Annotated in this window: 17 protein-coding genes, 4 pseudogenes and 1 other annotated feature; of the genes and pseudogenes, 8 read left to right on the top strand and 13 right to left on the bottom strand. The window is 61.0% G+C overall.

All coding sequences use genetic code 11. The features are described 5' to 3' along the window. Positions 1-42: 42 nt before the first annotated feature. Positions 43-660, top strand: a complete 618-nt coding sequence (locus tag G6N13_RS07415; protein WP_235677958.1) for a TetR/AcrR family transcriptional regulator — start codon at positions 43-45, stop codon at positions 658-660. A 181-nt stretch (positions 661-841) separates the two neighbouring features. Further along, positions 842-1,188, top strand: a pseudogene (locus tag G6N13_RS07420) (IS110 family transposase); the annotation flags it as partial. A 472-nt stretch (positions 1,189-1,660) separates the two neighbouring features. Here G6N13_RS07420 and G6N13_RS07425 read toward each other — a convergent pair. Then, complete coding sequence (locus G6N13_RS07425) at positions 1,661-1,924, bottom strand: hypothetical protein (protein WP_163695844.1); 264 nt, start codon at positions 1,922-1,924, stop codon at positions 1,661-1,663. A gap of 27 nt (positions 1,925-1,951) precedes the next feature. Here G6N13_RS07425 and G6N13_RS07430 point away from each other — a divergent pair, with 27 nt between their 5' ends. Both G6N13_RS07430 and G6N13_RS07435 read left to right on the top strand, forming a co-directional pair. Then, positions 1,952-2,341, top strand: a complete 390-nt coding sequence (locus G6N13_RS07430) for an ADP-ribosyltransferase family protein (RefSeq protein WP_163695847.1) — start codon at positions 1,952-1,954, stop codon at positions 2,339-2,341. After that, positions 2,334-2,558: a hypothetical protein gene (locus tag G6N13_RS07435; RefSeq protein WP_163695850.1), complete on the top strand. Its 225-nt coding sequence runs from the start codon at positions 2,334-2,336 to the stop codon at positions 2,556-2,558. The genes G6N13_RS07430 and G6N13_RS07435 overlap by 8 nt, the downstream gene beginning before the upstream one ends. A 172-nt stretch (positions 2,559-2,730) precedes the next feature. Here G6N13_RS07435 and G6N13_RS07440 read toward each other — a convergent pair. Continuing rightward, positions 2,731-2,976, bottom strand: a pseudogene (locus G6N13_RS07440) (IS1380 family transposase); the annotation flags it as partial. 78 nt (positions 2,977-3,054) lie between these two features. Between G6N13_RS07440 and G6N13_RS07445 the strand changes: the two are divergent. Both G6N13_RS07445 and G6N13_RS07450 read left to right on the top strand, forming a co-directional pair. Continuing rightward, positions 3,055-4,311, top strand: a pseudogene (locus G6N13_RS07445) (IS3 family transposase). Then, positions 3,353-3,483: a sequence feature (AL1L pseudoknot), on the top strand. (Overlaps the previous pseudogene by 131 nt.) A gap of 299 nt (positions 4,312-4,610) precedes the next feature. After that, positions 4,611-5,987, top strand: coding sequence for an RNA-binding domain-containing protein (locus G6N13_RS07450; protein WP_163695853.1), 1,377 nt, complete (start codon positions 4,611-4,613; stop codon positions 5,985-5,987). Positions 5,988-6,078: 91 nt separating this feature from the next. Here G6N13_RS07450 and G6N13_RS07455 read toward each other — a convergent pair whose 3' ends face one another. The 9 genes and pseudogenes from G6N13_RS07455 to G6N13_RS07495 form a co-directional block, all read right to left on the bottom strand. Continuing rightward, the gene (locus G6N13_RS07455; RefSeq protein WP_235677959.1) at positions 6,079-9,327 is read right to left on the bottom strand and encodes an ATP-binding protein; all 3,249 of its coding nucleotides are present in this window, start codon (positions 9,325-9,327) and stop codon (positions 6,079-6,081) included. A gap of 142 nt (positions 9,328-9,469) precedes the next feature. Then, a pseudogene (locus G6N13_RS07460) lies at positions 9,470-12,589 on the bottom strand (type I restriction endonuclease subunit R). After that, a complete protein-coding gene (locus G6N13_RS07465; protein ID WP_163695856.1) occupies positions 12,589-13,848 on the bottom strand; it encodes a restriction endonuclease subunit S in 1,260 nt (419 codons plus the stop codon). The pseudogene G6N13_RS07460 and the gene G6N13_RS07465 overlap by 1 nt, the downstream one beginning before the upstream one ends. Beyond that, positions 13,845-15,584, bottom strand: coding sequence for a type I restriction-modification system subunit M (locus G6N13_RS07470; RefSeq protein WP_163695859.1), 1,740 nt, complete (start codon positions 15,582-15,584; stop codon positions 13,845-13,847). The genes G6N13_RS07465 and G6N13_RS07470 overlap by 4 nt, the downstream gene beginning before the upstream one ends. Before the next feature lie 76 nt (positions 15,585-15,660). Continuing rightward, the gene (locus G6N13_RS07475; RefSeq protein WP_163695862.1) at positions 15,661-17,760 is read right to left on the bottom strand and encodes an N-6 DNA methylase; all 2,100 of its coding nucleotides are present in this window, start codon (positions 17,758-17,760) and stop codon (positions 15,661-15,663) included. Beyond that, positions 17,760-18,275, bottom strand: a complete 516-nt coding sequence (locus G6N13_RS07480; protein ID WP_163695865.1) for an NYN domain-containing protein — start codon at positions 18,273-18,275, stop codon at positions 17,760-17,762. The genes G6N13_RS07475 and G6N13_RS07480 overlap by 1 nt, the downstream gene beginning before the upstream one ends. Positions 18,276-18,691: 416 nt before the next feature. Continuing rightward, on the bottom strand, positions 18,692-18,973 hold the full coding sequence (locus tag G6N13_RS07485; protein ID WP_163695868.1) for a hypothetical protein: 282 nt from the start codon (positions 18,971-18,973) through the stop codon (positions 18,692-18,694). Then, positions 18,973-19,965: a caspase family protein gene (locus G6N13_RS07490; RefSeq protein ID WP_163695871.1), complete on the bottom strand. Its 993-nt coding sequence runs from the start codon at positions 19,963-19,965 to the stop codon at positions 18,973-18,975. The genes G6N13_RS07485 and G6N13_RS07490 overlap by 1 nt, the downstream gene beginning before the upstream one ends. Further along, positions 19,965-20,336, bottom strand: a complete 372-nt coding sequence (locus G6N13_RS07495; protein ID WP_163695874.1) for a TIR domain-containing protein — start codon at positions 20,334-20,336, stop codon at positions 19,965-19,967. Before G6N13_RS07495 ends, G6N13_RS07490 begins: the two co-directional genes overlap by 1 nt. 326 nt (positions 20,337-20,662) lie before the next feature. On the opposite strand from G6N13_RS07495, the gene G6N13_RS07500 reads away from it, so the two are divergent. Further along, the gene (locus tag G6N13_RS07500) at positions 20,663-21,085 is read left to right on the top strand and encodes a hypothetical protein (RefSeq protein ID WP_163695878.1); all 423 of its coding nucleotides are present in this window, start codon (positions 20,663-20,665) and stop codon (positions 21,083-21,085) included. 158 nt (positions 21,086-21,243) lie between these two features. On the opposite strand, the gene G6N13_RS07505 is transcribed toward G6N13_RS07500, so the two are convergent. Continuing rightward, positions 21,244-21,489 carry a type II toxin-antitoxin system Phd/YefM family antitoxin gene (locus G6N13_RS07505; RefSeq protein ID WP_163695881.1) on the bottom strand — a complete coding sequence of 82 codons (246 nt, stop codon included), beginning with the start codon at positions 21,487-21,489 and terminating at the stop codon, positions 21,244-21,246. A gap of 260 nt (positions 21,490-21,749) precedes the next feature. Continuing rightward, entirely contained in the window at positions 21,750-22,007 is a 258-nt protein-coding gene (locus tag G6N13_RS07510; protein ID WP_163695884.1) for a helix-turn-helix domain-containing protein, read from the bottom strand. 59 nt (positions 22,008-22,066) lie between these two features. Here G6N13_RS07510 and G6N13_RS07515 point away from each other — a divergent pair, with 59 nt between their 5' ends. After that, positions 22,067-22,753: a hypothetical protein gene (locus G6N13_RS07515; protein WP_163695887.1), complete on the top strand. Its 687-nt coding sequence runs from the start codon at positions 22,067-22,069 to the stop codon at positions 22,751-22,753. Positions 22,754-22,804: the final 51 nt, after the last annotated feature.

Here is a 22,804-nt window from a genome sequence, read left to right on the forward strand (position 1 = left end):
AAATTACATCTTATTGTGACTGTACAGCCTCGAATGTAAGATGTGCAAGTACTTCTTAAGGAAGAGGGTGTGTTGGAGCGACGTCGGGGCGTAGCCCTTGAATACGCGCTGCTTGATGCGGCGTGCGCAGAGTTGTCCGAGAAGGGCTACGCCAATTTCACGATGGATGCAGTCGCCGTACGGGCGGGCACTAGTACGCCGGTTCTCTATCGGCGCTGGTCCAACAAGCGGGATCTGGCGCGGGCTGCGGTCGGCCACACCGCGCGTAACAGCGAACTAGAGCTTCCGGATACCGGCAGTCTGCGTGGCGACGTGCTCGCGCTCATGCGTCAGAGCAACCAGCCAGGGGCCAGGCTCATTACGATGATCAGCGTCCATCTGGGAGGTTACTTTCAGGAGACCGGCACTAGCCCCGCTGAGCTCGTCGGCCAGCTGGCTCCTGAACTACCCCTGCTCGGTGCGGTCGACACCATCTACGACCGTGCGTTCGACCGAGGCGAAATTGATCCCGAACGCATCACCAACAGGATGAAAACACTGCCCTTCGACCTCCTGCGGGCCCAACTCCTGATGACGCTGCAGCCGGCACCCGATCCCGACCTCGAGGAAATCGTCGACACCCTGCTGCTACCCCTGGTGAGGGCACAGAACTCGCGCTGAGTTTCAACGTTGATCAGGTATCAGAAACAGCCAGCCTGCCAACATGGCATAAAACTTGAGAAGCCCGTGTATGGGGGCTAGCTGAGGCCGAAGGCCTCGTGCTGCAAAAGGATTCGTGGGTTGCCAGCGTGGGTGAACACTCGCTCTGGTAGTGCCACATTTGCAGATCAGGAGGCCTCCGGTGATTGTTCAGGGTACGAGTGTGGGGTTGGACGTGCATGCGCTTTCGGTTGTCGCGCATGGCATTGACGAGGAGACGGGCAAAATCGCGCGGGCACGGTTGTGTCCGGACTACGGCGAGGTCCTGGGCTGGCTGGGCCAGCTGCGTGCCCCGGTGCGGGTGACGCCCGCGATGCCGCGCACTTGGCCCGGCTGCTGCGGCTGGGTGAGATCACCGAAGTGACGGTCCCCGAGCCGGAGATCGAAGCGGTCCGCGATCTGGTCCGGGCCCGCGAAGACGCCCGCGCTGATCTGATGCGGGTGCGGCATCGGCTATCGAAATTGCTTCTGCGCCAGGGCATCGTCTACTAGAAGTGAACCAACCTGCGGAGAACCTATGAGCCACAGCATGATTGAAAACCATCACGGCCAGTGACGCTCGACTGTAGACAGCAGTACCGTTCACATCCGAACATCGTCCTGCGGTACCCAACCCGCGCATATCAGCCTGACACCACCGTCGTGAGCAACGACCGTCGAGGCCATCACCGGACCCAGTCAAACGAAAGCCGCCCCAGCGACCGTCGGGGCGGCTTTCACCTGCCCTCTTGACAAACGAGCCTCCATATCAGGTTCTCACGCTGCGCTGCATCTACGCTCCCTGCTGACCAGGACTTTTGCGAGCTGTCTCACGACGACTGCACCGCCATTTGTCTCACGAAGTGCTTCCATTCCTACGCTCAGGCGGTTTTAGCGCCGGGAGTTTTCCGTTTGCGCTGGTCAAAATGGTGCGTACCGGCCGTATTGGACGTGTTGGAGCACCCGTTCTGAAAGTTTGGCCCTACTTTGGCCCTATGGTTGAGGCCAATACGCCCTGCTGTCCGGACCTCGAGCGACCGGTGGGCGAGGCGGCGGCGAGCCGCCGAACCCGCCGGGGAACAATGGGCGGATCGATACGCCCGACGAAACTCCGGAGCAGCGCCTGAACAGGCTGTTCGCTGGCCAGACGGCCAACGCGACGCCCGAACAGCGTGAAGCGCTGCAGCGCTGGCAGGAAAAAGGCGACCGTTTCTACCGCGAGATCCAGAAAGCCGCCCAGAATCAACGGGCTACCCCACTTGCCTACCAGGTGATGGATGACCTCCAGGATCTGATGGTGCCGCTGCCCGAAGACGTGGAAGTGTGGCGCGGTATCCGCAATTCAGTGGCGGTCTTCGGCGTGCCGGCGGCCAAGATCGACAGCCTAATCGGTGGAGACGGGACAGAAGTTCCGATGTTCTTCGCGACATCGCTTTCTAGGAATGTTGCGGCGACGGAATTCACCACACCAGGGCCTTACCCGGTCCTGTACAAAATCACTGCTCAGGCAGGTACGCCGGCGGTGGGGGTGTCTCCGATAGGGCAACAAAGCGACGCCTACCAGCAGGAACTCCTCTTTCCTCCGGGTGTCGTTGTGCGTATCCTCAGAGTTGACCGGCGACTTAGGGTTCCTGTGGTCGACGTGGAGGTGAGCGATGGGTAAGTGGGACGACGACATCCCGTTGCAGCCTCGTGGGAGCGTGCAGCCGAGTTCTGTGGCCGCTCTCCTTCGGACGCTGAAGCTGACGGACGCCTCGGAGCATGACCAGTCGGCTGGCATCCGGGCATGGTTGAAGAATCACAAACCCAGCCCCGGCATGGAGTACAGCCTGCGCCGTAAGGGTTACGGCAGTCTGCTAGACAGCCGCGCCACCGCCTAGTTTCTAGCCTCGATTTTTCGTCCTGGTGGTGGTTCGTCTCTGTGCGGGGTTGGGTAGGCGGATCTGGGTTTTAGGGGTCTGGCCGTGTTCGGTGGTCCCGTGTCGCCGGGTGGGGCGGGCTTTCCCAGGGCCAGTGGATCTTTCCTGGTTGGTTGGTCGCAGGAGGTCAGCGTCAGCCGAAAGCGGTGCAGATTGTCTGCCACGCGGTGGCGATGATCGCTGCCCAGCGCCAGGTGGGGTCGATGCGCAGGCGTACTTGTCGTGCTCCGCGGGTGATGCTGGCCGCGACGTGCAGGACTCGCTAGCGGAGGGTGGTGATTTCGACGCGGGCCAGGTCAGGGTGGTCGGCGAAGCCGAGGAGCCGGGTCCAGGTGACCAGATCGGCGACGGCCAGCACGATGTCGAGCCAGACTGCTGGTGAACCGAAATGGCTTGTGGCCTTTGAAACGCCCTGGAAATCCCGGAGGCTCCTGACCTTGGAAACGAGGATGCAGGTATGCCGAAGGAACAGTCTGCCGGGAAGCCCACGGCGCGTCGTTACAGCCCGGAGGAGAAGGCCGCTGCGGTGCGGATGGTCCGGGCTCTGCGTGCCGAGTTGGGGACCGAGCAGGGAACCGTGTCGCGGGTGGCCCGCCAACTCGGCTACGGGGTGGAGTCGGTGCGGTCCTGGGTGCGTCAAGCCGATATTGACGAGGATGCGCTCCGGGAGTGTCCAGCGCGGAGTCGTCACGGATCAAAGAGCTCGAGCAGGAGATCCGAGAACTCAAGCGTGCCAACGAAATACTGAAACGTGCGGCCAGTTTTTTCGGGGCGGAGCTCGACCGCCAACACAAGAAATAGTCGATTTCATCGACGCCCAGCGCGAGAGTTCGGGGTCGAGCCCATCATCACCGTCCTGCGATCGGCAGGCGTGGTGATGGCCCCGAGCACTACTACGACGCCAAGTCCCGCGGTCCGTCGGCGCGCGCGCAACGTGACGCCGAACTGGGGCGGCCCTGGTGGCCCTCTGGGAGGACAACTACCGCGTCTACGGGGCCCGCAAACTGTGGAAGACCGCCCGCCGAAATGGCCACGACGTGGGCCGCGATCAGGTGGGCCGGTTGATGCGGGCTGCCGGTATCTGCGGGGCACGGCGCGGTAAACGGGTCAAGACCACGAAGCCAGATGCCAGCGCTGCGCGGCACCCCGATCTGGTGAAGCGCAAGTTCACCGCGACCGCGCCGAACCAGCTTTGGGTGACGGATCTGACATTCGTGCCGACTTGGGCCGGCGTCGCGTACGCGTGTTTCATCGTCGATGCGTACTCCCGGATGATCGTGGGCTGGCGGGTGGCCGGCCATATGCGGACCTCGATGGTCCTCGACGCGTTGAGATGGCGCGCTGGTCGCGCGGAAACCTGTTGGCGGGCTTGAGATGTCACTCCGATGCTGGGTCGCAGTTCACCTCCATTCGCTACGGCGAACGGCTCGCCGAGATCGGCGCGGTCCCCTCTATAGGTTCGATCGGGGACAGCTTCGATAACGCCTTGGCGGAGACGGTGAACGGCTACTACAAGGCCGAGCTGATCTACGGTCCCGCCCGCAGCGGGCCGTGGAAGACCGTCGAGGACGTCGAGCTGGCCACCCTCAGTTGGGTCTTCTGGCACAACACCAACCGCTTACACGGCTACCTCAACGACGTCCCGCCCGCTGAGTTCGAAGCCACGTTCTACGATGCCCAACGGAGCGACCAACACCTGGTCGAAATCCAATAGCCCGAGCCTCCGGCAGAACCAGGGCGTTTCATAGTGACAACGCTGGCTCATGCGGTCACGCGCCTGATGTCCGGCATTCGCGTGGACCCGGTGCTCGCGACATCACTGGCCACGCGATATCCAGCCGATGCAGCCTGATACTCGATAACCGCCTACAGTTATAGTGGCGGACGCTCACGTTGGTCAACTAGGACAAACTGCAGCTATTCCCATTTCGGCACGGACCGAACTTGCGCACCTGCAGTTGGCGGCGCGGCTCATGCGACTGCGGCGTGGACCGTTTACAGGAGGATAAGACGATGGCGGACGACCTCCGACAGGAATGCACCAACTGCGGCTTTATCTACGATCCCGCCGATCACGGCGGCGTGTCTGTATTCTTCCTCGACGCCTGGGAGTGCCCCAATTGTGGCGCCGGCGTGGACAAATTCGAATTCGCGGTCGACGAAGACACATCAGGGACGCAAGTAATATCGTCCAACTGCCTGAATGTAACGGTGATCGAGGATTCGGATCACTTCGGAATCGAAATCTCACGCATGGGATTGCTTCGCACCCCGGCGGGAAACCCTGTGTCCAGCCCGAATAGCGCCCTCCTCTTGCACATGGTTCGAGAGTTAGAAGAACACCCAGTCCTCCACGTGGAGGATGGAATCATCCTCGAGCCACGCCCCTTGTGCGCATACCTGCTCTTCTCAACCCAGCGTGACTTCATCCAGATCGATCCAGGAATCGACCGCGATACGGTTGCACACGCGCTCATACACGACCCAATTCTCGACCCGGCTGCAGGTCCCGAGTGGGCGGATCAGCTCCGGGCGTGGGAACCCGTTACCAACTTCGTCCGGGGAGTTGGCGCAAAGCTTCGCCCACGTGCAACGTACGAACAAGATGAGCTGGACGCTCTCATCGACGGAGTTGCAACGCGTTGGAATCGCCTGTCGGACGCCGGAAAATCCGTCGTCGCGAATCTGCAAGTTCTCACCGAAGGCAACATCATTGCGTCGGTAGCTTTAGCTGCAGGCGAATGCACTCCGGTGGAGTTCGCCAACGCTGTGCTCGCAGCCACACCCTTACACCACCTTTTCGGCATCGACCTCGACGACGATGTGTCACCCGAGGAGCAGCACAGCGACGCGTTCAGGCAGTACAAAGACCTCGCTCGCGTCTGTGCCGACTATCTAGCCTTCTTTCCGCAAGAAAGTGTTTCCGGCCTCGTCGCGGCAGGTGAGAGCACGTCCCTGGAATTCAAGTCGACACTTCGCTGGGACCTCAGGCAGGACAAGAAGAACGACGAGATCACCCACGCAGCCCTCAAGACCATCGCCGCCTTCGCAAACTCTGAGGGAGGATGCTTGCTGCTTGGAGTGGCCGACGACGGGACGGCCGTCGGAATCGAAGCGGACAACTTCCAAAACGAAGACAAGTACCTCCTTCACTTGATGGACGCGATCAAGACGACAATGGGGGCCAATGTGGCCGCACTAGTTGATCCGAAGTTTGACGTACTCGGGGGGAAACGAGTGTGTGTGGTCCGCTGCCGCAAGAGTCACGAGCCGGTCTACCTGCGGAAGAAGGGCGGCGATGAGGCGTTCTTCATCCGCACGGGCCCGTCGAGCGCGCAACTTTCCCCGCGTGAGCTGGTCAGTTACATGCGGAACCATTTCCAAACGTGACGGCTGTGCCAATCCCTCCACATCGACCGGGCACCCAGTCGACGGCTTCCCCGTTCTATTCTTGCCATCCAGATCTGTCGGGTCAGTACACCTAGTCCGGCGACGGAATCGCTTGCAGAACTGAACGGATAGACCATCGCGGGTCCTGGAGGAGCTTTTCTCGGGCACCTGACCCTTGCCTTTTGCCTGTATTGGACAACGCGCTTGCGAGCGCACGCCTTACTCGGACGTCCGGGTCCTGGCTGAGCGCATCGCCGAGGTACTCCGGTACCTCCATCGATTCGGCCCATAAGATGGCCGCGAGGCTCCTCAATGTCCAACTGCCCTGGGCGAGCAAGCCTACGCTGTCACCGAGTTCGGATTGGACGAGTTGCAGTGTCTTGGTGACTCTGTAATCGTCGTCGCTGCCGATACCGATGAGGCGAAGCGCGGTATCTCGTATCAGTCGCTTCTCCTCAGGCGATTCTGCCAGTCGTCCCGCGAGGTATGCAGCCGCCGGCCGGCAGTCACTCCTGTCGTTGATACGCATTGCGCCTAACGGGCTGCTCATCGAACCGTTGAGGACATCCGCCTGTGAGAGAGGCGGATTCATCGCGAAATCTATTGCCTTCAAGAGGAATTCACGGCGGCGCTCTTCGTCGAGATCGTCCGTTAGGTTACTTGCTGCAAGCAGATAGCTGTCCCGGTTTGAGGACGGTTCCCACGGCGACGCCGCGTTCGACATGAGCATCTCGATGCACGCAATGCGTTCCTCTATCGGCAGCACCGCTGCGAGCAACGAGTCGCTGACAGCACCCGTCCCAGTTCCAATTCGATTAGGCCCGTTCTTGGTTGGTTCACACAAGCGCTGCGCTCCCGCCTGAGCCGCTTCAGTCGAGACGTGGTCAGGGTCGCCGTACCCGAGCAGGGCGGCCGCCTCGTGCTGACCGCGGCCAGCCATCTCTTGGAGCCGATCACCAACGTGGTCGAGGTTAGCTATAAGGACGTTCCGTGCAGTAGACCGAAACGGGTGCGCGGCCCGCGAAAACAATCCGACGAGCTGATCAAGTGCCGCGGTGCGAAGATCACCGTCGTGGGCATGAGCAATACCGGCCGCAATCGCAACATGACTTTCGTCTGTGCGCCGGTAGTGATGTTCCTTGACCACTACGGAGTCGGTGAGCAAGTCAAGCAACGCCTGAGCAGGTTGCGCGGGAAGTCGCGCGGACAACGCCGCGAGCAGGCCATACGCTGCCAAGTACATTTGCGGACTGAGGATTGGGGAGTCCAGGAGTTTGCCCGCGGCGACGTCGTTGATCACGCTAAGCGCTAGTTCGATGACATTGGTGAGCTGATCATCGGGGATGAGATCGGCTTGTTCGGTCGCGAACTGCAGCGCAGAGGCAGCCACCCAGGACAAGGGACTCTTCATCATCTCGGTGACATCGTGGTAGGCATCGCCGAACGCAACAGCAACTGCGCGCGCCTCCTTATAGTCCCCTGCCCCAATTGTGTAATAGGCAGCTAGCGGGAGATCGCCCGTAGCACGGTAGATCTCGCCAAGTAGACGACGTGCCTCAAGTTCGTCGAAGATGGACGCCGACCTGATCCCGTCGAGAAGGTGCCGACGCAGGTTGATTGCCGCAACTCTCGGCGCGTCGTTGTGCAAGGCCGCCAAAGCTCGTTCCCGTGCGTCATCCGCGCTCGTGACGATCTTCGGACGCGAGGGCAGATTGGAGAGGGCGCGCGCCAACGGGTGCCATTTGTCTTCATAGATACCCTCGTAGCGAGTTGAGACGAAACGCTGACTGTAGAGCCAGTCCGCCGCATCAGCGTGGCGCTTCGCCAGACATGCCTCGCTAATCGCCTCTTGCCACCCGCTGTCCGCTTCCGATGGCGATGCCTGAAGCAGTTTATGGCGGGCATGACGCGCAAGGGTCAATGCCTTCAGATCTCGCTGCATCCCCGTTCTCGCGCTGTGGATCAGGTGAGCCCATTCGCCAGTGGCGTCGGCCACGGTCAGGCGTAACCGTACCGCCACATCGATGTGGCTGCTGGCGACCGCTGCAGCGATCGATTCGATTTGGTCTTGGTGCGCGGCGATCCACGCTAGGTCGTCATTCCCTAGAGCGCGTTCGGCGGCGAAAAGGACAGTGCGGGCACGGTCCGCATTGTCGACTAGTTCAATTGCTTCAGAGGGCAACTCGATGCGCGCGGGAAGCGGCGAGTGCAAATGGCCCGTGATGAACTCGGCGATCTCGAAAGCAGCGCCAAGGGTCGGAGTGCGAGGTTCTTGAATTCGAGCCTGCCCGAACTCTGGGAAGCCTGCAAGGTCTCGTAACGTGCCTGCCACACGGTCAGCCTGTAGAGAGTTGCCAGCACATTCTGCCGACCAGAGAGCGTCCATGAGTAAACGGATCGCCGTGTCTTCTTCTCCTGCGCGAACGCAGAGCATCGCCACTGTGTTGTCGAACTCGGCTGCGTGGCCCGGAAACTCCGCCCCCATCAGCCGGCTCTGGATCTCGCGATAGAGCACGAGTGCACCGGCAGGATCGTTGGCAGATATTGTCTTGGCTCTGTCAAGTAGTCCCTGGACATCAGTGCTTGCAAGGGGGCCAAGCATTACTGCCTCAGCGGTCGCAACTGCATCAGGGCCTGCGATCTCGACAGGGGTAAGTACGTGTGGGACGCAGAAGCGTTCGGCGGCCCGTGGACCGAAGTACTTGATGACGATTTCTGGCTTGTCGCGCAGCATTTCCGAGATTCGTGACTGGTCCCAGATGTCGATCTCCAAGGGATGGTGTTCCTGGTTGAGCGCAGTATTGCGTTCAACGACAGTCCGATCGTCTGCTTTGCAACCAACGCCGATCACCAGCCGGACAAGAGAGAACGGCACGGTCGACCGTGTGTACTTGTCGACCGCTTTGTTCAGGTCAGCGACGGTGAACTGCTGGTATCGCTTTGACTGGATACCTTCCGCGGTTCCGTAGGCGTTGGTGCCAACGACATCAAGTCCTTTCTGGGCTTGGCCTCTCTTTCCAAAAAAACTCAGAGAACGCAACCCAAGCTCATGCCTCCCGAGATCCAGCAACAGCCGCTCGAAGTCCTCCCAATCCATCGAGTCGGTGGGCAGGAGTTCAAGTTGGGGATCAATCGGCGGCTCGGTGACCTTGCCCGGTCCCTGACGAACCGGGTCATCGACTGGAATCGCTGCTATCAGATCGCCGAGTTCATCCGAGTCGTCCACGACATTCTCGCTATTCACCCGTGCGGAACCGTCACCGTTGTCGCTCTTGCGGATCCACTTCGCCACCGTCGTTGGGTGCACCCCGAAATCACCGGCGATCTTCTCGATCGACACACCTTTTGCACGCTGTTGGACTGGCCCTACGACGCGGTCACGAAATTCCTTTGGATACGGCCGAGCCATGGTGATACCTCCCCGCCTGTTCTGGACAATAGAGCTTCCGCCGAAGCAACAGCCCAGCGCCCGCTACGGGCGTTCATTGCACCGACGCGCCCTCGATGTCAGATGTGACGACTTGGTAGAACCACTTGGCGATATCGGACATGAGATGTGACCGGCCAGGCGCATTGGTGAAGAAGTAGTCACTCATCTTCTCATGCGCACCTTGGTTGTCGGCCACCGCACCCGTAACCGCATCATCGAAATCGGGCGATTCTACGAACTGCTTCGCGGAGTTCACTTTCGCCTGCTGTACGAGCGCATGGTCGTCGAGCAGTGTCCGCAGTAGTGCTTCGAGAAACGACACCTTCTGGGATTGGGTGAAATCCTCGGACCCAAACAGATCGTTGAGGCGATCGAGAACCTGTTGAAATGCAACCATTTTCGGATCCCGCTTCTCACCCGATCCAGCTGCAGTGAGTCCGGACAAGCCTACGCGCACACCGAGACCGATGTCGATGCGTCCTCGGTCAATCTGCTTGACCTGTTTGAGCACCACGTCGGACAGGTCGATGGGCGCGGTGTAGTTCTCCGACTGGATGAAACGGTCGAGAAGTCGAAGGTAGATCTGTTTCTTCTCCAACTCGGGATCGCCGTAGTCGATGATCTGCGACATGAAGTCGTAGAGACGGACGAACGACCCGACGTCCTTGCGGAACATGTCCAGTTCGGCGAGCGCGGCTTTGTCTCCCTCGCCACCGTTGTGGATCAAAGCCGCAGTGTACCGGTCAGCAAAGCACTTTTGGCCCGGGCCGACCGCGCCGGCGAGGGCGCTGTTGCCCTTGCCCTTCACGAAAGCCTCAGCGCACTGGTCGATCTCAGCCTGGGGGTAGATGGCGGCGGTGTCGAGCTTTGCAGCGAGGTCGTGCACCAGGTTCGGATCGGTCGCAGTTTCCAGGAACGCGTCGGTGAAGTAAGGCTCGAACGCCTCTTTGATCGCAGCGGGTTCGTTCACGAAGTCCACAACTTGGGTCATGGCCGCGGTTTTCACGATGCCGGACGGTGTGCGATAGGTGCGGTTGAGCCGAGACAGGGTCTGCACCGTCGTCACGCCGGACAAGATTCGGTCGACGTACATCGCGCACAGCAACGGCTGATCGAACCCGGTCTGGAATTTATTTGCGACAATCATGATCTTGTAATCGTCGCCGCGGAACGCAGTTCGCAGATCGTGCACGCCTGGGTTCATGGTCGCTTCGGTGAAGTCGTTCGGACCGGATTCGGGATCCTGGACCGCACCGGAGAACGCGACCAGCGTGCCGTAGCCGTAGCCCTTCTTGGCGATGTAGTCGTCAATCGCGAGCTTGTAGCGGACGGCGGCCTTGCGGGAGTCGGTGACGACCATGGCCTTGGCGTGCCCGTCGAGTAGTGCCGCGATATTCTCGCGGAAGTGCTCGACGCTTATCGCTGCCTTCTGCGAGATCGTCTGCGGGTTGAGCTTGACCCAACGCATCACTGCTTTGGTGGCCTCGTTCTGGTCCACCTCGTCACCGCCACCCGCGTTCTGACCAATCTGAAACGCCAGCTTGAACGAGTGATAACCGGTCAGTACATCAAGGATGTATCCCTCTTCGATGGCCTGCTTCATCGTGTAGACGTGGAACGGCACCGGGTTCTCGCCTGGCGCCGGCTCGCGGCCAAACAGTTCGAGCGTCTTGGCCTTCGGGGTGGCGGTAAAGGCGAAGTACGAGATGTTCTCCGATGCCGCTCGCTCAGTGGCTTCCGCGGCCAAGATCGCCTCGACGTCGATCTCTTTGCCTTCCTCGACCTCCTTCAGCTCCTCAGCGGTCAACACCGCCTTCAGCTTTCCGGCGATCTGACCAGACTGCTACGAGTGCGCCTCGTCGGCGACGACAGCGAACTTCTTACCCTTGAGCCCCTTGTTTTCTCGAATCGCCTGCATCGCGAATGGAAACGTCTGGATGGTGACGACGATGATCAGCTTCCCGTCGGTAAGCGCCTTTGCCAGTAGCCCTGACTTCGAGGCGCCAGCCTTCGCTGCCTGGTCGCGGTCGACTGCCACGACGATGCCCTGATCGTTGTCGATCTGCTTGATTGCGTCCTGCAGTTGAGCGTCGAGGACGTTGCGATCAGTAACCACGATGACGGAGTCGAAGACCTTCTGATTGTCGACCTGCAACCGGGCCATCCGATGCGCCGTCCACGCGATCGAGTCTGTCTTTCCTGACCCCGCAGAATGCTGGATCAGGTAGCGCTTGCCAACACCCTCGGTGGTGACCGCAGCGGTCAATTCCGTGACCGCTTCCCACTGATGGAAGCGGGGAAACCGCAACGTCGCCGACTTGCTGGTCTTACCACTGATCGGGTCGGTTGAAGATTCGTGCTTGATGTACATCAGCCGGCCCAAGATGTTGAGCCACGCGTCGCGCTGCAGCACCCGCTCCCAGAGGTAGGAGGTACGTGACCCTTGGGGATTCAGAGGATTCCCAGCACCGCCGGTTTCCGAGCCGCGATTGAACGGCAAGAAGTGCGTTCTCTCACCCGCCAACCGTGTGGTCATCCACACCTCGTCGTTAGACACGGCGAAATGCACCAAGGCTCGCGCGCCTGACGTGAACAGCGGTTGTACCTTCCCGGATACGGGGTCCTTTGGCAGTCGTGATGTCCGGTACTGGGTGATGGCATCGGCGACCGTCTGGGTGAAATCCGTCTTGAGCTCGGCCGTAGCCACCGGCAGCCCGTTGACGAAGAACACCAGATCTACCGATTGGTTGCCAGCGGTCGAAAAGTGCACCTGCCTCATAACCCGCACCCGCACTGCGTCATAGTCCGCGTTGCGCTTGGCGTTCAGCGTGGACTCGGGCTTGAATACGCACATCTGAAACTTCGCAGCCAGATGCGAGAAGCCCTTACGCAAAAGGTTGAGGGTACCGCCACCATTTTCCAACGGCAGATCGAGCACCTTCACAATCCGGTCGAGCACCTGTGCTTGCTGCTTGGCAACATCCTTCGAGCCGGACTTGACGACTTTCGCTAACTGGTCGGGCTGGGTGTCCGCAAGCCAGCCGAGGACGTCCTCGGGGAACAGCGCCCGTTCCTTGTCGTAGCCGGTGTCATTCGCCGAATACTCCCACCCGTGGACGGCGAGATACTTGGCGATTTCCTTCTCGAACTCAATCTCGTTGTGCTGGGCCATTAAGCCACCTCGTTCCGCACTTCGATCTGCCCGGTCACCGCCGCTGTGATCAGCGCTGCGCGACGCTCGCGCGCCAGGTCGATGAACCGCACCGTCTCTGCGATTAGGGCGTCGACTTTCGACGTCTCTTCATCGATGTACGCAGCGATCGTTCGCTGTTCAGCGAGCTCTGGGAATGCAAACTTGATCTCCCGGAGCTTCTCGCCTGTGAGGTGGACGAACGAAACAGCGCTGAAGTGACTTAAGTAGTACCCCGATTCGTATAGCCGAAGAAGCACCCAGTAGCAGAATCGTGCGCTCATCGACGTGCTCGCGCGTAGTCGGTTGACGGTCTTCTGAAAGGCGATCCCGTCTGCATCGTCATACAGGAACCCCGGCCGGCCGACGGTCGCCCCGCCTTCGATTAACAGGATGTCCTCCGCGCGAAGGTCGAAGTGCCGCATCTCCGCATCCGAGAACGGCATCTCATTCAAATCGGCCAGGTTTACAGTGCCATTGGCCAGCACATCGGCCGCGCGCACGTAAGGCCGCAGTCGGTCGCCGTCACGATCCGCCCGGCCAGCATCGAGCATCTTGCCGAGACATGTACTCCCAAGGTGCTTGATCCGGCCAGTGCGCCAGCCCTCTCTGGGCGCGAGCGCTCCGCTGATCACCGACCGACGGCGCTCCTGCAACATATCGATCAATCGGCGCTGCTCCTCGATGAGCGTGTCGATTCGAGCCGTTTCCCGGTCGAGATAGTCGGCGATGAAACGTTGTTCTGATAGCGGCGGAACGAGCAACGGGTAGTCGAGCAAGTTGCGATCACTGAGGGACGGTACGGCCCCCGGGTTCACCAGGTAGTCGAACTTGATCTGGGATAACGCCCAGAACAGAAAGCGTTCATCTACCCCGGCATCTGGATCTGGAATCAGACCAGCCATGTTGTTGTCGATGCAGGCTGGTCTCGGCAGAGTTCTCACCCGTCCAAGCATCAGAGCGGCGCCAACCTTCGCGTATACCAGGGTCCCGGCAGGAAAGACGGTCGCGCCGAGCGTTGTCGCTGTCTCTATTTCAATGGAGTCATCTGCCTCCGCCAAACAGCCGGTGGCCGAGGCTTGGCCGAGATGCTTAACCTTGTAGAAGGGGATTTCGAGATTATTCCGCCCTTGAAGGGCCGGCGGAAATCCACTCCCCGAGGCCGTTGAACCCAGCGTTCGAACGCGGCGCCGTTCCCAGCCCAATCTTTGCGTATGAGTCCACGGTGCAATTTCGCTCACCCCTCCACCACCCGAAGCAGCTCCATGATCTTCGCGACCTGCTTATCTAGGTCCGCGTCGATCTCCGCGAGCGGTCGAGGAGGTACGTGCTTGTAGAAGTGCCGGGTGAATGGAATCTCGTAGCCCACCTTCGTCTTCGCGGCGTCGATCCAGGTGTCGGGAGCGTGCGGCAGAACCTCCGCCTCGAAGTAGGCCTTGATAGTCTCCGCGCGAGCCGCGTCGCCCGCGGTATTCCCACCGTAGGTGAACGGGATGTTCTCCGTGTCCCTCAGTTTGGCGTCCGGCTTCGGGTTGTTGCCCCTCCGGTTCGTCGACAACTTTCCCGTATCGGTCCGCATCGGCCGCTCGACGGTGACAGACCAATACCCGAAATCGTTGTTGGAGAACACTTTCGAATAATCCGGATCGGCCTCATCGAACGCGTCATACAGCCCCAGAATTCGATCTCGCGCATCAGCATCAAGTTCGCGGTTCTTGGAGCCAAGGCTCTTGCGCATCTTGGTCCAGAACGAAGTGGCATCGATCAACTGGACCTTGCCGACCCGCTCTGGACGCTTGGCGTTGTCCAAGATCCAGATGTACGTAGCGATGCCGGTGTTGAAGAACATGTTCGTCGGCAGCGCAACAATGGCCTCTACCAGGTCGGATTCGAGAAGCCACTGTCTGATCAACGAGGGACCCGACTCTGCCGCTCCGTTGAACAGGGGCGATCCATTGAGGACGATGCCCGCTCGGCCGCCCCCGTCGTGGGCTGGCCGCATCTTCGACGCCAGGTGCGACAGGAACAGCATCTGCCCATCGCCGATTGACGGTAAACCATGGGAGAAGCGCGAATTCGAAGCCAACGCCTCCTTCTTCACAGACTCTTGTGACGCCTTCCAATCCACTCCGTAAGGCGGATTCGACATGCAGAAGTCGAAGGTGCGATCGAAGAACAGGTCGTCGGCCAGTGTGTCACCGAGCTTAATACTCCCCACATCCTGGCCCTTAGCGATCATGTCGGACTTGCAGATCGCGTAGGACTGGTCGTTAATCTCCTGCCCGTACAGCCGCAGCCGTGCGCCGGGGTTACGTTCGAGCAGACGTTCCTCGGCGACGGAAAGCATCCCGCCGGTGCCCGCGGTAGGGTCGTAGATCGTCCGCACGGTTCCGGGTTCAAGCAGAGCTACGTTGTCCTCAGCGAACAACAGGTCCACCATCAACCGGATCGCGTCGCGCGGTGTGTAGTGTTCACCCGCCTCCTCGTTAGAAGCTTCCGCGAACTTATAGATGAGGTGCTCGAACAGATCGCCCATCTCGGCGTTGGAAACGGCATCGGGGTGCAGGTCTACCTCGACAAACTGCGACGTAACCAGGTACAGCCGATTCTTTTCGTCGAGCGTGGCGAGCTCGTTCTCGAACTTGAACCGCTCGAAAACGTCGATGTTCGACGAGAATCCGGTGATGTAGTCCATTAGGTTTGCGCGCAGACCCTCCGGATCCTCCAGCAGAAGCTTGAAATCGAAGGCACTGGTGTTGTAGAAGGCAAGACCTGTCTTGCGCTTCACCTGCACATCCAAAGCCCCGCCGGAGTACTTCTCGGCCAACTTACGCACCTCGTCGCGGGTCGGTTCGAGGATGCAGTCCAGACGCCTCAGGATTGTGAACGGCAGGATCACCCCGCCGTATTGGTGTGGCTTGTAAACACCGCGGAGCTGGTCGGCGATGCCCCATACGAAATTGCCCAGCTTGCTCAATTGACTCTCCTTCTGAAACTGCGCTTATCGTGGGTGCCGCATGAGTGTGGCAGCCCGGTCCGGACATACCGCGGGATCACTCGTCGCCGCCAATCGGCGCGTCGTATCGCACGGCATCGAGGATCGCGGTGGCAGAAGCTGCAGCGGCCTCCGCCACCGCAGCAGCCTGTCGAGCAAGCTGCTCGATCTCACGTAAAGCTCCGACAAGGCGAGCCTGCTCCGACAGCGGGATCAGGGGAATCTCGAGCTCCCGGAGGTCGACGCGTTGGATCGTCGCACCCTTCTTGAAACGTTCGTTCCACGTGCCACACAGGCACCGTGCTACGTAGTTCGGTTCGCATTGCTTATCGTCGACACGCAGCCGATAAACACCGTTGCCGATGAGCCGGCCGCCTTGCTTATCGACCACCGCTCGAACGACATTCCATGTCGTCACCAGCACGTCGCCGACTCGAGTTCGTTCGTCGCGTCCGCCGACCAGGTTTGGCTGTGCATCGATCGGTAGCTGGTCGAGTACCGGTAGCCCGTCGCGCACTTCGTTCGGCGTTACCAACGCAGCGGCGTCTCTCTCGTCTAGGTCGTCCCGCTTGACGCGTCCGTTCTGGATTGAGGCCACATCGAGTTGCACAAGTTCTTTCACGGTCAGGAGCCGCGGTGTCGCAGACGGCCCTTGCGGCATTGGCACCACCGCGTGATCCAACAACGTGGCGAGTGCGTTCTCGAGAACATGCTGCGAGTCGGCGAGACGAGCCGCCACGTCCTTGGGATCTGAGCCAGGTGTTTTTACCCAGCGCCGAGGGTCGAGCTGTGCATCATCAGCGAGCAAGTCCAACGTCTTGATCAGTTCGAAAGGCGGCGCACCGGCCGCCGATCCGGTTAGACAGTCATCGAGCCACGAAAGTGCATGGGCCTCGGGGTTCTCTGATTCCGAGGCATCGATCAGCAAGACATCGTTACTGGCGGAAGCGTGATCCGCCAGTCGCAGAACCCATAGCGCTAACGGAATAGTGGTGTGGGGCAGCATCTTTGGCGGTAGCAGAATGACAGCCTCGATCCATCCTGATCGGAGCAGTTCGGCACGGATCGAGGCGCTGCTGCCACGCGCAGTCAACGGTGCCACGGATGTGACGACGTAGGCACTCCCATTCGGCTTCAAGTGAGCAATTGCGTGCTGAAGCCAGGCCAACTCGGAATTGTTGGCGGGCGGTATGCCGAACACCCAACGCGGATCCGCGATGTTCTGGGACCGGGACCAGTCCATACCAAACGGAGGTTCAGCGACGACGGTGTCTGCTCGAAGATCTGGGTCTGGGTCTTCGTGCAGCACGTCGCCACACTCGAACTCAGCGTCCAGCTCGTGCAGGAGGCTGCGCATGCGAGCAAACCGAATGGCCCGCGCATTGATGTCGTGGCCGACCAACCGAACGGTCCCCCCGCATTTCGTCCGGGTCCGAATGAGTGCCTCAGCAATCCCGCATGCGGGGTCATAAACGAGGCCCTTGGTCGACGACGCCAGGTTCGAAAGGAGTTCCGATACGCGCGAGTTCACAATCCCGTGTTCACCAACGCCGTACCCGGCCGCGCGACCGCGTTCGCCGCCGCCGCGTCGGAGCACCTCGTCTGCCGCGACCGCCAGGCGGTCAACATCGATCCCGTCAACGGCGCTCACCATGGCCGCCATCGGGAGCGTGTCGAGCCGCCCGTTTGTCTCCCGCTCAACATCATCGAGAGCTGACAGAATGTCGTCCCATCGCGGATCGGTCGCTGTATCGCTCGAGATCCGCCGCAGTACATCCACTGTTTGAGACGTGCTGGCCGCCGCTATCAGCCGCCAGTTCCCGTCGGCGGCCTCCATCGATAGCTTCTTTGCACAACACAGGGCTAGAGCGAGCTCACCTGCTACGGCAGTTGATACACGTCCCCGCAGGGCGTTCAACGAATGCGAAAGGGCCGCCTGGCTGCCGTCGCGTTGTATCTGGATCTCCGGCTTCGTTTCAGCAAGCCAGGCGATGACCTTCTCCAGGTCGTACAACGGCTTGGTCGCAGATTCCGGGGCCGGATCTGGAAATGGCGGATCGCTCGGTCGCTTGCGCCAGTTGGTGACTGCTCCTCGCGTGACGCCAGCCAGGTCTGCGATCTCGCTAGGAGTGAGCAGCACCCCTGCCGATTCACCCATCAGGCCACATCCATGTTCGACGCGGCGGGAACAGACCGCGGCGACGGCTGTTCGGGAAGTAGCCTGACCTCTGCGGCAGCGAGCCCCAGCCGTCGAGACAGACCGCCGGCGTGTGCAACCACCGTTGTCTTCACTCCCCGCGAAGCTAGTGCAGCAATCGCGTGCGTGAAGATTCCGTCGCCCGACACCAGTACGACTTCGGTAAAGCGGTCGGCGATGTTCTCGCCAAGCACTTCAAGCAAGGCCAAATCTGCGCCGTTCTGGCCTGGACGCATGACGTACCTAACGCTCTGCCATGTAAGGGCGAGATCCAGCAATCCAGTTGGACCAACGCCGATCACAACCTGGTCACCGGGCTGCGCCGGGACGCACTCGGCTACGACCACCTTGGCCCATGAGACGTAATCGCGGACAGCGGATAGACCACCGACAACATTTTCGATATCAACCAGGACGATCCGGCGCTTGCCGATCTTGCGCCCGTCAGCCCGATGATGTGTTCCCGTGAATGACATGCGAAAAGCATCGCACGCAGTTGCCGTATGCGTCAAGCCCTTATGCGATTCACGCTGACCGTGAACTTTGCACTGACGCGTTCGGGGGTCTCGCTCGCACTACCGTTCTTGTTGGTGATCGTCGCCGGGTGCGTGCTTCCTTCGGTCAGTTGGGCTCGTCATTTCGGAGCCACGTGACATTTGTTTCAGCGGACCACGGGCTTCCCCCAGGCAGGCCGGGCCGAAGGTCAATACACACTGCGTGACCGCTTCGTGCCAGCGGCGAGGATCGTCGACTCCTCAGATTCAGCTGCACGCATGCCGACCTCATCCACAGGTCGTATCCCGGGCATCACCGCCCTCACAGGATTTCGCAGATGTGGCGCGAGCAGAGGCGGCACAAGCCCAGACCGCTCCTCAAACGCCTTTGGTTGCCGTCATCGCGTGAGTGCGTCGATGATGACGGGAAGGTACCGACGAACCTGCTCCCGGTCGCTGTTTTTCTCGCGTTCAGTCAGCCCGACGTACGGCGTCTCGATTTGAGCTTCCCAGCGCGCAGCCAGCTCGGCCGGGATCGTTAAGGATCCATCTTGCTGGCGCTCGCAGTTGTCATGGACGTACCGCTGCCAGTGCGCCCAACGCTCGTGCTCGACCGCGGCGAGCTCGTCGACGAGCTGCTCACTCTCCAGAACCTTCCGGATTGCGTCGGTAGATGGCATCAGATCAGGTCCTGCTTCACGAGCTTCCAGTAGTGCTGTCCAAGGACGGTAAGTTCACATGCCTTGCACTGCATCGCTGCGTGCCACATGTGCGGCGCACCAACCGGGCGGACCAGGTTCACCTTGACTAACTCCTGCAGCACCGCGAAGTCGGCGTTCTTGGCCGGGTCCGGTGGCGGGACCGAGTCGTCCTCGTTGCCCGTGCGCTCGGGCTCGTAGCCCGGATCGAGCTGGAGCTCCTCGGTCGGTTGGCTGAACAGGATGGTGAGCTGCTGCAGCTTGACGAGCTCGATCGGTGCGTCCGCCTCCCGCAGCGAGACGAACTTCTTGATGTTCGTCTTGAACACCGGTCTCTGAGCCCAGGGGCCGAGCGACTGGTCGATGTGCGCGTAGACGCTGCCGGGGGTCACATCGCCGACGAGATTGGCCGCAGCGCCGTTGAGTGCATCAACGAGCAGGCTCGTAAATACGCCCGAGCCACCGGACTCCATCGCGTACTGCTCCGCCGTCGAAGCGGTCAGGATCGTGACCCCCTCCTTGATCTCGGCAACCTGGTCCGCGACAGGGTTGGTGCCGGCCACCCCGCTGTGGCAGCTGTCCAGGATGATCACCTTGTTCTTCGCCGGCGAGCTGTTAGCGAAGGTCAGCACCTCGTTGAGCGAGAGGCCGTCGTGCCCGGAGGCGCAGTCGCTGGCACATAGGTACCCGCCGGCCCCGTCGATGTAGCCGTGCCCGGAGAAGTACAACAGCGAGATCTCGGCATCGTCCTTGAACAGCTCCTGGACCGCCTCACGCAGCTCGGTGCGGGACACCGCTGCTCCCGGGCCAGTGGCCGTCATTAGCCGCGGCTGGGCGAAGTTGAGCGTGCCGTCGGCATGCCGTTCCAGCACGGCCTTGACGCTGTGAGCGTCGTTCACCGCGCCGCTGAGCGACTGGATCTGGTCATAGTGATCGATCCCGATGATGAGCGCCTTGCGCGTATCCCTCGGCATCAGAGCGAGTCGATGAAGCCGGCAATGTTGGCGTCGGTCCAGGGCACGGTCCGGACGCCAGCGAGGTTCGTACGGTCGGAGGCGTAAGACCAGACGCCGAGCAGTGGCTTGGCCTCCTCCTTGGCGCATTGGATCTCCCACTTCTGCCCGGAGGACGTCAGCGAGTTCTTGCTCACGAGCGCGATGACGCCATGGGAGCGGCGGATGCGTGTACGAACCTTCTCCTTCCACCCAGTGTCGTAGGGCTCCTTCACCGACATATCGATGAACTCGTACGGCGAGCGCGGATGCAGCGACTGCCCTTTCAGCAGGTCGCGCTGACGCTCGTCCTCGATCGCGAACGCGATGAATACGGTCTTCTTGTCGGCCATGTGTGGACTCCTCATCTTGCTCAGCCGCGACCGCCGTCGATCGCTGAACGACTCAGCTCGGAGGTTATCCGCCACCACCGACAACGCACCCGCCCCGGCGGCTGCAAGTGATCGCCAGCGAGGAGCTGGCCGGCCGCGCTTCCAGCACACGGAAGAGATCCGAGTTCGTTATGGCCTGCCGCCATCAGGCACGCGTTGACGGCCGCTACTTCCAGCTTTGCATGACCGCCTTCGACTGAAGATGCCATCGAAATCGAACGGTCAGGGCATCTCGCCGCTCGTTACGCCCGAGATCAACACCTGGCGCGTCCTGTGAGAATCAACCCATGGGCAGCCGTGCCGAATCAGACGAGTATTACGTGCTCGACCTGTGTGACGAGATCCTCGGGACCCGGGGGCGCCGCCAGTCGACCTTCGACTGGCTCCGAGGAGACCCATCTCCCAAACGGCACAGGGGTACGCGGCTTCCCGTCGACGGGTACTGGCCGGACCTGGAACTGGTCGTCGAGTTCCAGGAGGAACAGCACTCGCAACCTTCGTCGCTGTTCGACCGCCGCCAGACCATCTCGGGGGTCGGCCGCGGAGAACAGCGCCGCCTCTACGACGCGCGCAAGCATGCTCTGATCCCACGACATGGGTTGCGGCTCGTGGTGATCAAAAAGGCCGCATTCGCCCTGAAGTCGAAGCGAATCGCGCGTGTCCATATGCGGGATATCGCCGTTGTCCGTCAGCACCTCGAACTGGATTGAGTCCGCGCTCCGCCCGTGCTCACTGTCGACGTCGCCTGAAAATTAACCCCGCCGCCTTTGGCCTGGTTTTCGACCGTCGTCAACACCAGTACTTCGGGGACCAGCAAGGCCGACTCGCTGAGCGGCCACAGCAGGGTGCGGGTGTCCAAAGAAAGCGTTCACGAGGGCTCGCCCCCCTCCCACCGGGCAAGCTCGGCATTGGGCAGTGGGTCGTCGAAGTCGATGGGGACGGACAGGCTCGGCAGCTGCCCGAACTGCCGAGGCGTTGGGTTTGCGGGGACTAAGAGTGCAATATCGCGGCCGTGGTTGGTGATGATCACTGTCTTCCCGGTGCGCTCGACTTCAGCCAGGAGCGCGTTGAGCCGGCTTTTGGCTTCGGTGCTGGAAACCTTCTCCACGGCCATGCCCACTACATAACCTCAAACCACCTCGGCACGCTAGCAGGCATAGCGCGGTTGCCGTGGACCAATGTCGACCCCTCGGATCGGCCGCCGTCGTGGCGGCAATGGGTGGCCATGAGCGATGGCCGTCGCGGTCTGCACATTCGGGCGCCACCCCTAATCGCCGGGGCAACGGCGACATCGACCACTTGCTCGGCGCCGGGCGAATTCACGACCAAGGGCTGGGATCGGTCACTGGGATGGTCAGTCGACCGCTAGCCGCGTCATTGCTCTCCTAGCAGACGAACTATCGGCACCTGCAACGCCTTCGCAAGGTCGTAGATGCGTTCGTACAGCAGGCCGCGCCGGCCGTGCTCCACGTCGATCAAGACATTCCGCGTCACGCCCGAAAGAAGAGAAAGCGTCTCTTGCGACATTCCCTGCTCGGTTCGTGCGTCACGGATGTTCTGGCCCACCATCTGCCGCAGCCGCTCCCACTCGACGACCCTCTGCGGATCGTTCTGACTGGGACGAGTCGGCACGCAGCCAGGAAAGTGGTGTCCGCAGCCAATGTCTGCCCTACTAGTAGTACATTGTGCCTGTGTCGGACCTGGCTGCCACGGGAGTTGAAGAGTTCGCGACCCCGGACGGACTCGAAGTTCTGGACCAGCTATGCCTGACGCTCCTCGAATGCCTGCTTATCACTGGCGATGTACAGCGCGAGGTCGGGCTGAACTTGGATGAACTAATTAGCGGCCTCGGCGCCATTCAGCACACAGCACGGTCGGCATTCCGCGCGGCAAGTCTGTTGAACCAGCGGGCTGAAATGGAAGCGGCGTGGGGTGACTACCTTTCTCGACCGAAGGCTGTCTTTGCCCGTCACCATGCGGCCGTCAGGTCGGGAGCCCGCAAGGTTCGGCCGCGTGAGCCTGCAGCAGCACTTTTCGACGCCGTGATCGATACCGCGGTGCCGATCGACGACGGTGCTGACCTCAAGGCTTCGAAGCCTTCGTGCACTTCGACCACCAAAGTGGGACGGGCGTACGGTAATTCAACTGTCTACCTTGGCTCGGGGGAATTTGCCCAGCACTGCTATAGCCATTTGACGACGGTTGAGCGCCGTCGTTTCGAAAGCCACCGCCGCGAAGCCGCAGCCCTTGAGGACCACCTCCTCGAGGAGCGTGCCGAGCAAATCGCACGGGCCGCTGGCCTGGTCCGACTCGAATGGCAGCGCAAGCGTCAAACAGATCAAGCCTGGCTCGACACGCATACAGCTTGGCAACATTGAACCGATCCACGTTCAGCAGCCGATTCCATAGGGGCATGCGCGTGAGCGCGT

This window comes from Mycolicibacterium sarraceniae (assembly GCF_010731875.1).
GTDB lineage: Bacteria > Actinomycetota > Actinomycetes > Mycobacteriales > Mycobacteriaceae > Mycobacterium > Mycobacterium sarraceniae.

What these genes read in the sequence shown, in the direction of transcription:
- G6N13_RS07430 (WP_163695847.1), top strand. Translation starts at nt 1,952, where the DNA reads ATGGATGACCTCCAGGATCTGATGGTGCCGCTGCCCGAAGACGTGGAA.
- G6N13_RS07435 (WP_163695850.1), top strand. Translation starts at nt 2,334, where the DNA reads ATGGGTAAGTGGGACGACGACATCCCGTTGCAGCCTCGTGGGAGCGTG.
- G6N13_RS07450 (WP_163695853.1), top strand. Translation starts at nt 4,611, where the DNA reads ATGGCGGACGACCTCCGACAGGAATGCACCAACTGCGGCTTTATCTAC.
- G6N13_RS07475 (WP_163695862.1), bottom strand. Translation starts at nt 17,760, where the DNA reads ATGGGTGAATCGGCAGGGGTGCTGCTCACTCCTAGCGAGATCGCAGAC.
- G6N13_RS07480 (WP_163695865.1), bottom strand. Translation starts at nt 18,275, where the DNA reads ATGTCATTCACGGGAACACATCATCGGGCTGACGGGCGCAAGATCGGC.
- G6N13_RS07485 (WP_163695868.1), bottom strand. Translation starts at nt 18,973, where the DNA reads ATGCCATCTACCGACGCAATCCGGAAGGTTCTGGAGAGTGAGCAGCTC.
- G6N13_RS07490 (WP_163695871.1), bottom strand. Translation starts at nt 19,965, where the DNA reads ATGCCGAGGGATACGCGCAAGGCGCTCATCATCGGGATCGATCACTAT.
- G6N13_RS07495 (WP_163695874.1), bottom strand. Translation starts at nt 20,336, where the DNA reads ATGGCCGACAAGAAGACCGTATTCATCGCGTTCGCGATCGAGGACGAG.
- G6N13_RS07500 (WP_163695878.1), top strand. Translation starts at nt 20,663, where the DNA reads ATGGGCAGCCGTGCCGAATCAGACGAGTATTACGTGCTCGACCTGTGT.
- G6N13_RS07505 (WP_163695881.1), bottom strand. Translation starts at nt 21,489, where the DNA reads ATGGCCGTGGAGAAGGTTTCCAGCACCGAAGCCAAAAGCCGGCTCAAC.